This window comes from Alterirhizorhabdus solaris (genome assembly GCF_007785815.1).
GTDB lineage: Bacteria > Pseudomonadota > Alphaproteobacteria > Sphingomonadales > Sphingomonadaceae > Alterirhizorhabdus > Alterirhizorhabdus solaris.
Genome location: NZ_VNIM01000116.1, coordinates 1 through 11,114 on the forward strand (window position 1 = coordinate 1; position 11,114 = coordinate 11,114).

General features: G+C 68.8%; 10 protein-coding genes. 4 read left to right on the forward strand and 6 right to left on the reverse strand.

Annotated elements, in window-relative coordinates:
- Window positions 1–62: 62 nt before the first annotated feature.
- From FOY91_RS18690 to dapA, 4 genes are all read right to left on the reverse strand, one after another.
- Window positions 63–2,135, reverse strand: coding sequence for a M13 family metallopeptidase (locus FOY91_RS18690; RefSeq protein WP_145155161.1), 2,073 nt, complete (start codon window positions 2,133–2,135; stop codon window positions 63–65).
- A 65-nt stretch (window positions 2,136–2,200) separates the two neighbouring features.
- Window positions 2,201–2,740, reverse strand: coding sequence for a DUF2062 domain-containing protein (locus FOY91_RS18695; RefSeq protein ID WP_145155163.1), 540 nt, complete (start codon window positions 2,738–2,740; stop codon window positions 2,201–2,203).
- A 4-nt stretch (window positions 2,741–2,744) separates the two neighbouring features.
- Window positions 2,745–3,227 carry an SsrA-binding protein SmpB gene (gene smpB, locus FOY91_RS18700; protein ID WP_145155164.1) on the reverse strand — a complete coding sequence of 161 codons (483 nt, stop codon included), beginning with the start codon at window positions 3,225–3,227 and terminating at the stop codon, window positions 2,745–2,747.
- Between the two features lie 4 nt (window positions 3,228–3,231).
- Window positions 3,232–4,107 (reverse strand): 4-hydroxy-tetrahydrodipicolinate synthase, encoded by an 876-nt coding sequence (dapA, locus tag FOY91_RS18705; RefSeq protein ID WP_145155166.1) that lies wholly within the window; start codon window positions 4,105–4,107, stop codon window positions 3,232–3,234.
- Window positions 4,108–4,204: 97 nt separating this feature from the next.
- On the opposite strand from dapA, the gene FOY91_RS18710 reads away from it, so the two are divergent.
- The 3 genes from FOY91_RS18710 (at window position 4,205) to FOY91_RS18720 (ending at window position 7,133) form a co-directional block, all read left to right on the forward strand.
- Window positions 4,205–6,214 (forward strand): lytic transglycosylase domain-containing protein, encoded by a 2,010-nt coding sequence (locus FOY91_RS18710; RefSeq protein ID WP_145155168.1) that lies wholly within the window; start codon window positions 4,205–4,207, stop codon window positions 6,212–6,214.
- 6 nt (window positions 6,215–6,220) lie between these two features.
- A complete protein-coding gene (locus FOY91_RS18715; RefSeq protein ID WP_145155170.1) occupies window positions 6,221–6,706 on the forward strand; it encodes a GreA/GreB family elongation factor in 486 nt (161 codons plus the stop codon).
- Window positions 6,707–6,794: 88 nt separating this feature from the next.
- Window positions 6,795–7,133, forward strand: coding sequence for a hypothetical protein (locus FOY91_RS18720; protein WP_145155172.1), 339 nt, complete (start codon window positions 6,795–6,797; stop codon window positions 7,131–7,133).
- A gap of 53 nt (window positions 7,134–7,186) precedes the next feature.
- Here FOY91_RS18720 and FOY91_RS18725 read toward each other — a convergent pair whose 3' ends face one another.
- Both FOY91_RS18725 and aspS read right to left on the reverse strand, forming a co-directional pair.
- On the reverse strand, window positions 7,187–7,975 hold the full coding sequence (locus FOY91_RS18725) for a polyphosphate kinase 2 family protein (protein ID WP_145155174.1): 789 nt from the start codon (window positions 7,973–7,975) through the stop codon (window positions 7,187–7,189).
- Window positions 7,975–9,765 carry an aspartate--tRNA ligase gene (aspS, locus tag FOY91_RS18730; RefSeq protein ID WP_145155176.1) on the reverse strand — a complete coding sequence of 597 codons (1,791 nt, stop codon included), beginning with the start codon at window positions 9,763–9,765 and terminating at the stop codon, window positions 7,975–7,977. The genes FOY91_RS18725 and aspS overlap by 1 nt, the downstream gene beginning before the upstream one ends.
- 95 nt (window positions 9,766–9,860) lie before the next feature.
- On the opposite strand from aspS, the gene rnd reads away from it, so the two are divergent.
- A complete protein-coding gene (rnd, locus tag FOY91_RS18735) occupies window positions 9,861–11,033 on the forward strand; it encodes a ribonuclease D (protein ID WP_145155178.1) in 1,173 nt (390 codons plus the stop codon).
- Window positions 11,034–11,114 lie beyond the last annotated feature (81 nt).

The following is an 11,114-nucleotide window of genomic DNA, read 5'->3' on the forward strand; positions in this document are numbered from 1 at the left end:
GGCGGTGGAAGCCATCGTCCGTGTCTTCCCCCGCCCGGCCCGCCGGCGTCAAGCGTATCGCGTTACCAGATACGCACGCGCTGCGCTGGCGGCAGGAACAGCAGGCTGCCCGGCGCCGGCTTGTACGCATCGTACCACGGATCCAGATTGCGGACGACGGCGGTGCGCTGTTCCGACGGGCTGTGCGGATCGGTGAGCAGCCGCTGGCGCAGGTTGGCCTCGCGGTAGCTGCGCCGCCACACCTGCGCCCAGCCGAGATAGAAGCGCTGATCGCCGCTGAAACCGTCGATCACCGGCGCCGGCTTGCCGGCCAGCGACAGGCGATACGCCTCGTGCGCCACGGTCAGACCGGCCAGATCGGCGATGTTCTCGCCCAGCGTCAGCCCGCCCTGCACGTGCAGGCCCGGAAGCGGCTCATAGGCGTCATACTGCTTGACGAGACTGTCGGTCAGCGCGGTGAAGCGCGCCACGTCCTCCTTCGTCCACCACTCGGCCAACCGGCCGGTGGCGTCGTACTTGCGCCCCTGATCGTCGAAATGATGGCTGATCTCGTGGCCGATCACCGCGCCGATGCCGCCATAGTTCACCGCCGGATCGGCCTTCGGGTCGAAGAACGGCGGTTGCAGGATGGCGGCGGGGAACACGATCTCGTTCCACACCGGGTTGGCGTAGGCGTTGATCTCCATCGGCGTCATGAACCACTCGTCGCGATCCGCCGGCTTGCCCAGCTTGCCGAGGCCGCGGTTCCACTCGAACCGGGTCGCGGCCTGAACGTTGGCGTAGAGGTCGCCGCGTGCGATCGGCAGCGCGGAATAATCGCGCCACTTGGTCGGATAACCGATCTGCGGGCGGAAGGCGGCCAGCTTGGCGCGCGCCTTCACTTTCGTCTCGGGCGCCATCCACGTCAGGTTGGCCAGCCGGTCGTCCATCGCGGCGATGATGTTCTTCACCAGCTTGTCGGCTTCGGCCTTGGCCTCGGGCGGGAAGTAGCGGGCGACATATTGTTCGCCCACCGCCTCGCCCATCGCGTTCTTCACCAGCGCCACGCCGCGCTTCCAGCGCGGGCGGTTCTCCGGCGTGCCATCCAGCACGGTGCCGTGGAAGGCGAAGTGCGCGTCGACGAACGATTTCGCCAGCCAGGGGGCGGCATCGTCCAGCGTGCGCGCCCACAGATAGTCCTTCAGCACCGGCAGCGGCGTCTCGGCCATCACCTTCGCCGCGCCCGCGATCGCGGTTGGCTGCGCGACGATATAGAGCGGCTGCTTCTCCAGCCCCGCCGCGCCGAGGAACCCCGCCCAGTCGAAACCGGGCGCCTTCTTGTCCAGATCGGCGCGGGTGAAGGGGTTGTACGTCTTGTCCGAATCGCGGCTTTCGGTGCGGGTCCACTGCACCCCGGCGATCCGCCCCTCGAACGCGACGATCGCCTGCGCGCGGGCCATGCCGTTCGGCTCCCCCGCCAGCGTGAACAGCTTCGCCAGATACGCCACATAGGCCGCCTTCGCCTCGGCCAGCTTCGGGTCGGCCTTCAGATAATAGTCGCGGTCGGGCAGGCCGAGGCCGGACTGGGCGATCTGCACCACCGGCTTGTCGGGGTCCTTGTCGTCGATCGAGACGCCGGCGCCGATCGGCCCGCTCACCCCGTCACGCAGCGACTGGCCGAGTTGTTTCGCGAACGCCGCGCGGCTGGAAACAGCGGCGATCGCGGCAAGCTGCGGCTTCACCGGCGCCACGCCCTTCGCCTCGACTGCGGCCTCGTCCATGAAGCTGGCGTACAGGTCGCCGATCTTGCTGCCCGGTGCCTTGGCGGCCGTTTCGATGATACCGCGCATCCGGTCGTTCGACAGATCCTCCAGCACGTTGAACATGCCGTAGTTCGATCGGTCGGCGGGGATCGGCGTCGTCTTCGCCCAGGTGCCGTTGGCGAAATCGTAGAAGCTGCGGCCCGGCGGCACGCTGCGGTCCATGCCGGCTTCGTCGAAGCCGAAGGTGCCGATCTGCGGCCGGCCGGCCTGCGGGGGCGCGACGGGCCCGACCGCCGCCTTCTCGACCGCACCGGCGCGCTTGGCGGGCGCGGCGGCATAGACACCCCCGGCCAGCATCGTCGATGCCGCCAGGATCAGGAGTGATGAACGCATGGAAACCTCGGCATATGATTTGAGCATGATGCCGGGATAGCAGGTGACGCAGCCGGGTAAATCCCTCAGAGTCCGCGCAGGTTACGCTCCAGCGCGCGCTGCCGCCACTTGTGCATCACCCAGCCGCGCCACGCGAAGGCGGCGATCACATAGCCGACGACCGCGCCCACCACCGCGATCACCAGCAGGCCCAGCGCGGTGGCCGGGCCGGCGGTGGAGACGATCCACTGGATCCACCCCATCGCCTCCGTCCGCGAGACGGCATCCACCGCGTCGAGATGTAGCAGCCGCCCGCCCAGCCAGTAGGCCGCCAGCCACAACGGCGGCGTGGTGAGCGGGTTGGTGATGAACGTCGTGAGCGCCGCCACCGGCACGTTGGCGCGGGCGGGCAGCGCGAACAGCGCGGCGAAGATCGTCTGCGCGATCGGGATCAGCACCCCCACCAATACGCCCAGCGCCACCCCGCGCGGCACCGACCGGCGGTTGAAATGCCATAGCTCGGGCAGCAGGATGCGGTGCGCGATCGGCCGCAGCCAGCCGATCCGCTCGAACGTCTCGCGGGTCGGCATGTTGGCCTGGGACCATCGACGCAGCCTGTCGAACATGCCCTCAGCCGCGCTCGCGCATGATGCGGCCCTGCTCGCGCTTCCAGTCGCGGTCCTTCTCGGTCTCGCGCTTGTCGTGCAGCTTCTTGCCCTTGGCGAGCGCCAGTTCCACCTTCGCCCGGCCGCGCGGGTTGAAGTAGACGGAGAGCGGGATCAGCGTCATCCCCTCGCGCCCGACGGCCACCCGCATCTTGTTGATCTCGCGCTCGTGCAACAGCAGCTTGCGCGGGCGCTTCGGCTCGTGATTGTGGCGGTTGCCGTGGCTGAATTCGGGGATGTTGGCGTTCACAAGGAACACCTGATCGTCCTTCACCTCGGCATAGCTCTCCGCGATCGAGCCTTCGCCGAAGCGCAGCGATTTCACCTCGGTGCCGGTCAGCGCGATGCCGGCCTCGTAGAAGTCCTCGAGGAAATATTCGTAGCGCGCGCGCCGGTTCTCGGCGACGACCTTGACCTTCTCGAACGCGGCGGGTTTGGGCCGTGCCACAGGCTCAGATCAGCCCCGCGTGATCGAGCGCCGCATCCACCGCGTCGCGGCTGGCTTGCGAGGGCCACGTCATCGGCAGGCGCAGGTCGGTCGGGAAGTCGGCGCGCACGCGGGCGATGGCGTACTTCACCGGGCCGGGCGAGGCATCGCTGAACAGCGCGGCGTGGAGCGGGAACAGCCGGTCCTGCAACGCCAGCGCCCCCTTCCAGTCGCCCGTGGCGCACGCCGTCTGGAAGTCGGCGCACAGCCGGGGCGCCACATTGGCCGTCACCGAGATGACGCCCACGCCGCCCATCGCCATGAAGCCCAGCGCCATATCGTCGTTGCCGGAAAGCTGGCAGAAGCCGGTGCCGCACGCCAGCCGCTGCGCCGCCACCCGCTCCACCTTGCCGCTGGCGTCCTTCACGCCGACGATGGTCGGGATCTTCGCCAGCTCGGCCATCGTCTCCACGCCGATGTCGGTCACGGTGCGGCCGGGTACGTTGTAGAGCATGATCGGCAACGGACTGTTGTCGCTGAGGTAGCGGAAGTGCGCCAGCACGCCGTCCTGATTGGGGCGGTTGTAATAGGGCAGCACCACCAGCGCGGCATCGGCGCCCGCCGCTTCGGCATGACGCATGTGCTCCAGCGCCACGCGCGTGTCGTTCGATCCGCAGCCGGCGATCACCGGCACGCGGCCACCTGCCTGATCGACGCACACCTTCACGATATGGTCGTGCTCCTCGATCGACATCGTGGCGCTTTCGCCCGTGGTGCCGCACGGCACGAGGCCGGTCGACCCTTCCTCGATCTGCCAGTCCACGAACGCGCGGAAGGCGGCCTCGTCGAAGCCGCCGTTCCGAAACGGAGTGACCAGAGCGGGAATCGAACCGCTGAACATCCTGCTATCCCTTCACCTCGGCGACTCCACGGGCCATAGTGGAGCCATGAACATTCGCCGATCGACTTCGACGCCTGATAGGGATGCGCCCCATATCATGTCCAGCACCGTGCGCCGCCTGCTGGCGGGCGTGCTGCTCACCGCCTCGGTCGCGGCCGCCGCCGCGCTCACCGCCGACCAGCGCGGCTGGTATGCCGCGCGGCTGAACGTGCCGGGCGCCTACCCCTCGCCCGCCGCCCCTTCCGCGATGGACCCGATCGGCGAGGCGCTGGTCCGCTGGAACCGGCTGCAACAGAGCGATTCGCTGCCGTTCGCCGATTACAGCGGCTTCCTGCTCGCCTACCCCGGCTGGCCGGGCGAGGCCGCGATGCGCCGCGCCGCCGAACGCGCGATCGACCCGGCGACGGCGATCCCGTCCGAAGTGGCGCGCTTCTTCGATCGTTTCCCGCCGCTCACCCCCACCGGGCTGGTTCGGCAGGCCGAGGCGCTGGCGGGGGTCGGCCGCAGCGACGCCGCCTTCGCCGCCGCCCGCGCCGCATGGACCGGCGGCGTTCTCTCCCCGCCGGACGAGGACCGGCTGCGCGCCCGCTTCGGCACCGTGTTCACGCAGCCCGACCAGGACCGGCGGATGGACCGGCTGCTGGGGGAGGGGGCGACCGGCGCCGCCGCGCGCCAGATCGTCAGCGTGTCGCCGGGTCAGCGGGCGATGTTCGACGCCCGCCTCGCGCTGCGCACCCGCCGCGCCGACGCCGGCGACATCGCCACCACCTATGCGGCGATCGGCAACAGCGACGCCGGCTTCGTCGCCGACCGCGCCCGCTTCCTGCGCGATACCTCGCAGAGCGTGACGGCGCGCAGCTGGCTGGCGCAGCCGCGCACGCTGGCCGCCCCGCCGCTCGACCCGGAGAAGTATCTCGAGGTGCTGCTGCAGAACGCCCGCGGCGCCGATGCGGACACCCAGCCCAGCTTCGTGCTCGGCATCGCGATGCAGGCCGACGGCGCCTTCCCCGCCGGCACCGACGTGCGCGCGCGGTCGCTGGGCGAGCGGGACGATTACACCAGCCTCACCTTCCTCGGCGGCATGGCGGCGCTCAAGAAGCTCAACCGTCCGCGCGACGCGATGACGCTGTTCGACCGCTATTCACGCGCCGCCGTCTCTCCGCAGACGCGGACGCGGGGCGCCTATTGGGCAGGCCGGGCGGCACTGGCGGCGGGCAATGCCGGCCTTGCCAACCAGTATTTCGCACAGGCCGCCGCCAGCCCGGACCAGTTCTACGGCCAGCTTTCCTCCGAACGGCTGGGCCAGATCGCCACGACGCCCGCCACCACCCCCATGCCGGTTGATCCGGCGATCCGTGCCGCCTTCCAGTCCTCCACGCTCGTCCGCGCGATCCGCACGCTGGGGGAGCTGGGTGATCACGTCGACCAGAGCCTGTTCCTCCGCACGCTCGCCAGTTCGGTGAAGACCGATGCCGATCATGTGCTGGCCGCCGAGCTGTCGCGCGACATCGGCCGGCCCGATCTGGGGGTGATGGTGGCGCGGGCGGCACGCAACAGCGGCGTCAGCGATTTCGTCGCCACCGGCTTTCCCGAGATCGCCGTGCCGCAGATCGCCCAGTCGCGCTGGGTGATGGTCCACGCCATCAGCCGGCAGGAAAGCCAGTTCGACCGGCAGGCGATGAGCCGGGTCGGCGCGCGCGGGCTGATGCAGCTGATGCCGGGCACCGCCCGCGATACCGCCGGCAAGCTGGGGATGCCCTATGATCTGGGCCGGCTGACGGGCGACCCACAGTATAACGTCACGCTCGGCAGCTATTTCTTCGGCAACCTGCTCGATTCGTTCGGCGGCAATCACGTGCTGGCGGTGGCCGCCTACAACGCCGGCCCCGGCAACGTGCGCAAGTGGCTGGCGCAGAACGGCGATCCGCGCATGCCCGGCGTCGACGTGATCGACTGGATCGAGGCGATCCCGTTCACCGAGACGCGCGGCTACGTGCAGCGGGTGCTGGAAAATGCAGTGGTGTACGACTCGCTGAACCCGGCACGCGCGCGGATGCCGGCGCGCAACCGCCTGTCGGCCTACCTCGGCAAGTCGACGCCGGGCTGACGGTACATGGCGGAGCATCCGAACTACATCACGCCGGCCGGGCTGGCGGCGTTGCGCGCGCGCTACCAGCATCTGCTGGGCGACGAGCGGCCCAAGCTGGTCGAGGTCATCAGCTGGGCGGCGGGCAACGGCGACCGATCGGAGAACGGCGATTACATCTACGGCCGCAAGAAATTGCGCGAGATCGACCGCGAGCTGCGCCATCTGGCGAAGCGGATGAAGCTGGCCGTCGCGGTCGACCCGGCGGCGCAGGCGGATCGGTCGAAGGTGCGGTTCGGCGCGACCGTGACGATCGCCGACGAGGACGACAACCGCCGCACCGTGACGCTGGTGGGCGAGGACGAGGCGGATGCGGGTGCCGGGCGGATCAGCTGGCGATCGCCGCTGGCCAACGCGCTGAAAGGCGCCGCCGTCGGCGACCTGCGCACCGTGTGGCTGCCGGCCGGCGACAAGGAATATGAGGTCGAGACGATCGTCTATCCCGAAGGGTGACCGCGCGCCTGACCGCCCGATGCGCCCGTCCCGCCGGCCGGCGCGTTGTGCCCCGCGACGGGCCAGCCCCGCCCCATCGGAGACGATCATGAAGAAGACCATCCTCACCCTCGGCCTCGCCGCGCTCACGCTGGGCGGTGTCGCCGCTTCCGCCGAAGGGCCGGTCAACGCCCGCCAGCTCAATCAGGAACGCCGGATCGATGCCGGCAAGCGTTCGGGCAAGCTCACCCACGCGGAGGCCGCCCGGCTGAAATCGCAGCAGGCCGCCATCAAGCGCGAGGAAGACCGGATGCGCGCGCGCCATGGCGGCAAGCTGACCGCGCAGGACAAGCGCATCATCCATGCCAGGCAGGAGCAGGCGAACCGCGCCATCCTCCAGCAGAAGCAGGACAGCCAGCGCGGCAGGAACCACCTGAAGATCGGCTAAGGTCGCTGGCCGCCTGCCCGTCGCGATCGGCGGAGGGGCAGGCGGCCGCCCCGTCAGCCGATTTCAACGTCCTTGCCCATCGCTTCTCTCGCCACCGCGACCACCGCCTCGTCGGCCGGCGGCGGCGTGGTGGGCACGGCCTTTTCCAGCCGTTCCACCACATGAGTCAGCGCGGCGATGCGGGCATACTTCTTGTTCGTGCCGTCGATCGGCTGCCACGGCGCCCAGCGCGTGTCGGTCTGCTCGAACATCTCGGCCATCGCGGCCAAATAATCGGCCCGCCGAGCGCGGTTGCGAAAGTCGTCGGCGGTGATCTTCCACCGCTTCCACGGATCGGACAGCCGCTTCCTGAGCCGTTCGTCCTGCGTCTCCTGCGTAACGTGGACGAACAGCTTGATGATGGTCGTGCCGTCGTCCTTCTGCTGCGCCTCGAACTCGTTGATCTCGTCGTATGCACGGTGCCACTGCTTTGTGGTGGCATAGCCCTCCACCCGCTCCACCAGCACGCGGCCGTACCAGCTGCGGTCGAACACCGCGATCTCGCCGTCGCCCGGCAGACGTCGCCAGAAGCGCCAGAGAAAATGGCGTTTCTTCTCCTCGTCGGTCGGCGCGGCGATCGGCCAGACCTCGTAGTTGCGTGGATCCCACTCCGCCGTCAGCCGCTTGATGATGCCGCCCTTGCCGGCCGCGTCCCACCCCTCCAGCACGATGATCGCGCGGCGGCGGTGGACGATCAGCGCGACCTGCACTCGCGCCAGCCGCTCCTGCAGGTCGGCCAGCTGCGCGTCATAGTCGCCATCGACCCTGGCGCCCTTCTCATAGTCGCCAAGGTCGATCGCCATCAGCCCTTCGCCTGCTCGACGAGGCGGATGTTCAGCTCGCGCAACTGCTTGAGGCCCACGGGGGCCGGCGCGTTCATCATCAGATCCTCGGCCTTCTGGTTCATCGGGAACAGCACGACCTCGCGGATGTTCGGCTCGTCCGCCAGCAGCATCACGATGCGATCGATACCGGGGGCCGAGCCACCGTGCGGCGGCGCGCCGAACTTGAACGCGCCGACCATGCCGGGGAAGTTCGCGTCCACCTCGTCCTGCGTGTAGCCGGCGATCCCGAACGCCTTGTACATCACGTCCAGCTTGTGATTGCGGATCGCACCGGAGGACAGCTCCACGCCGTTGCACACGATGTCATACTGGTAGGCGAGGATATCGAGCGGATCCATGCCCTCCAGCGCCGCCATCTCGCCCTGCGGCATCGAGAAGGGGTTGTGGCTGAAGTCGATCTTCTTGGTGTCCTCGTCCAGCTCGAACATCGGGAAATCGACGATCCAGCAGAACTCGAACTTTTTGCCGTCGATCAGCCCGAGCGTCTCGCCCACCCGGGTACGGGCGAGGCCGGCGAGGCGGGCCGCCTGCGATGCCTTGCCGGCGGCGAAGAACACGCCGTCGTCCGGCCCCAGCCCCAGCGCCTCGGCGATCGCGGCCATGCCCGCCTCGCCGTGGTTCTTGGCGATCGGCCCGCCGAACTCGCCGCCCTTGCGCGTGGCGTAGCCAAGGCCGGCGAACCCCTCGGACTGCGCCCACGAATTCATGTCGTCGAAGAACTTGCGGCTCTTGTCCGCCGTGTTCGGCGCCGGGATCGCGCGCACCACGTCGCCGCTTTCCACGATCGAGGCGAAGCGGCCGAAGCCCGACCCCTTGAAGTGATCGGACACGTCGGAGATCAGGATCGGGTTGCGCAGGTCCGGCTTGTCGTTGCCGTATTTCAGCATCGATTCCCGGTAGGGGATTCGGCGGAACGGCAGCGGCGACACCTGCCGGCCCTTGCCCTCGAAATCGGCGAACTCCTCGAAGATGCCGTGCAGCACCGGCTCGATCGCGGCGAACACGTCTTCCTGCGTCACGAAGCTCATCTCGAAATCGAGCTGGTAGAATTCGCCCGGGCTACGATCGGCGCGCGCATCCTCGTCGCGGAAGCAGGGGGCGATCTGGAAATAGCGGTCGAACCCGGCGACCATCAGCAGCTGCTTGAACATCTGCGGCGCCTGCGGCAGCGCGTAGAATTTGCCCGGATGCACCCGGCTCGGCACCAGATAGTCGCGCGCGCCCTCGGGGCTGCTGGCGGTCAGGATCGGCGTCTGGAACTCGGTAAAGCCCTGGTCGATCATCCGGCGGCGCACGCTGGCGATCACGTTCGACCGCAGCATGATGTTCTTGTGGGTCCGCTCGCGCCGCAGATCGAGGAAGCGGTAACGCAGGCGGATATCCTCGGGATATTCGGCCTCGCCCGCCACCGGCAGCGGCAGCTCCTGCGCGGCGGACTGCACCGTCACCTCGCGGGCGAACACCTCGATCGCGCCGGTGGCCAGGTTGGGGTTGGTCGTGCCGTCGGCCCGCGCCTTCACCACGCCGTCGATCGTCACCACCGATTCGACCCGCAACCCCTCCAGCAGCGGCAGCGCGGGCGAGTCCGCATCCGCCACGATCTGCGTCAGCCCGTAATGGTCGCGCAGATCGACGAACAGCACGCCGCCATGATCGCGCTTGCGGTGCACCCAGCCGGACAGGCGGACGGTCTCGCCGACATCGGCGGCGCCGAGCTGGGCGCAGGTGTGCGAACGATAGGCGTGCATGGGGAGATCAACTTCTCATAGAAAGTGGCAGGCGCCGCGCTTCGCCCCCTCCACCTTGCTTTGTCAAGGCGGCCCCGCCCCGCTATGGGGGCGGAATGAAGATTCACCCCCTCGTCACAGACACGCAGACCCTCGCCGCCCTGTGCGATCGCCTCGCGCGATCGCCGTTCGTCACGGTCGATACCGAATTCATGCGCGAGAACACCTATTACCCCGATCTCTGCCTGATCCAGATCGCCGACGACAAGGAAGCCGCCGCGATCGATCCCAAGGCCAAGGGGCTGAGCCTGAAGCCGCTGCTCGACCTGCTGGTCGAGAACCGGGAAGTGCTCAAGATCTTCCACGCCGGCGGGCAGGATCTGGAGATCGTCCACAACCTGACCGGCAAGACGCCCTATCCGCTGTTCGATACGCAGGTGGCCGCGATGGCGCTCGGCATGGGCGAGCAGGTCGGCTACTCGAACCTCGTGGAGAGCATGATCGGGGTGAAGCTGGACAAGGGCGCCCGCTTCACCGACTGGGCGCGCCGTCCGCTGGACGCACGCCAGATCGACTATGCGATCGGCGACGTGACGCATCTTTCCACCATCTTCCCCAAGATGCTCGACAAGCTGCGCCGCACCGGACGCGGCGAGTGGCTGGATACCGAGATGGAGCGGCTCGGCGATGCCGCCAGCTACCTCAACATCCCCGACCTGGCGTGGACGCGGATCAAGGTTTCCAGCCGCAAGGCCGATGTGCTCGGCCGGCTCAAGGCGCTGGGCGCGTGGCGCGAGCATGAGGCGCAGGGCAAGAACCTGCCGCGCGGCCGTATCGTGAAGGACGAGACGCTGGCCGACATCGCCAGCCATCCGCCCAAGACGCAGGCCGATCTGGCAAAGGTGCGCGGGCTGTCGCCGAACTGGGCCGGCAACGATATCGGCGGCCGGCTGATGGCCGCGCTCGAGGCCGCGCAGCCGCTGCCGGACGAGGAGATGCCCGTCCGCGACGATCGCCGGCCGGGGCTGGGCAAGGAAAGCGCGCTGATCGCCGACCTGCTGAAACTGCTGCTCAAGATCCGCGCGCGCGAGGCCGACGTCGCCCCCCGCCTGATCGCCCGCAGCGAGGAGCTGGAGGCGATCGCCGCCGGGGTCCGCACCGGACTCACCCTGCTGTCCGGCTGGCGCTACGACGTGTTCGGCAAGGATGCGATCGCGCTGGTGGAGGGCCGCACGGCGTTCAGCGTACGCAACGGCAAGCTGCTGATGTCCGAGATTTCGGGCGAATGATGCGCCTGCTCCCCCTGCTCGGCGCCACCGCGCTGCTGGCCGGCTGTGCCGCCGGCGCGGGCGATCCGCCCGATCCCAACG

Coding starts and splice junctions, on each gene's coding strand:
- FOY91_RS18710 (WP_145155168.1), top strand. CDS start 4,205: ATGTCCAGCACCGTGCGCCGCCTGCTGGCGGGCGTGCTGCTCACCGCC.
- FOY91_RS18690 (WP_145155161.1), bottom strand. CDS start 2,135: ATGCGTTCATCACTCCTGATCCTGGCGGCATCGACGATGCTGGCCGGG.
- FOY91_RS18725 (WP_145155174.1), bottom strand. CDS start 7,975: ATGGCGATCGACCTTGGCGACTATGAGAAGGGCGCCAGGGTCGATGGC.
- FOY91_RS18715 (WP_145155170.1), top strand. CDS start 6,221: ATGGCGGAGCATCCGAACTACATCACGCCGGCCGGGCTGGCGGCGTTG.
- dapA (WP_145155166.1), bottom strand. CDS start 4,107: ATGTTCAGCGGTTCGATTCCCGCTCTGGTCACTCCGTTTCGGAACGGC.
- FOY91_RS18720 (WP_145155172.1), top strand. CDS start 6,795: ATGAAGAAGACCATCCTCACCCTCGGCCTCGCCGCGCTCACGCTGGGC.
- aspS (WP_145155176.1), bottom strand. CDS start 9,765: ATGCACGCCTATCGTTCGCACACCTGCGCCCAGCTCGGCGCCGCCGAT.
- rnd (WP_145155178.1), top strand. CDS start 9,861: ATGAAGATTCACCCCCTCGTCACAGACACGCAGACCCTCGCCGCCCTG.
- FOY91_RS18695 (WP_145155163.1), bottom strand. CDS start 2,740: ATGTTCGACAGGCTGCGTCGATGGTCCCAGGCCAACATGCCGACCCGC.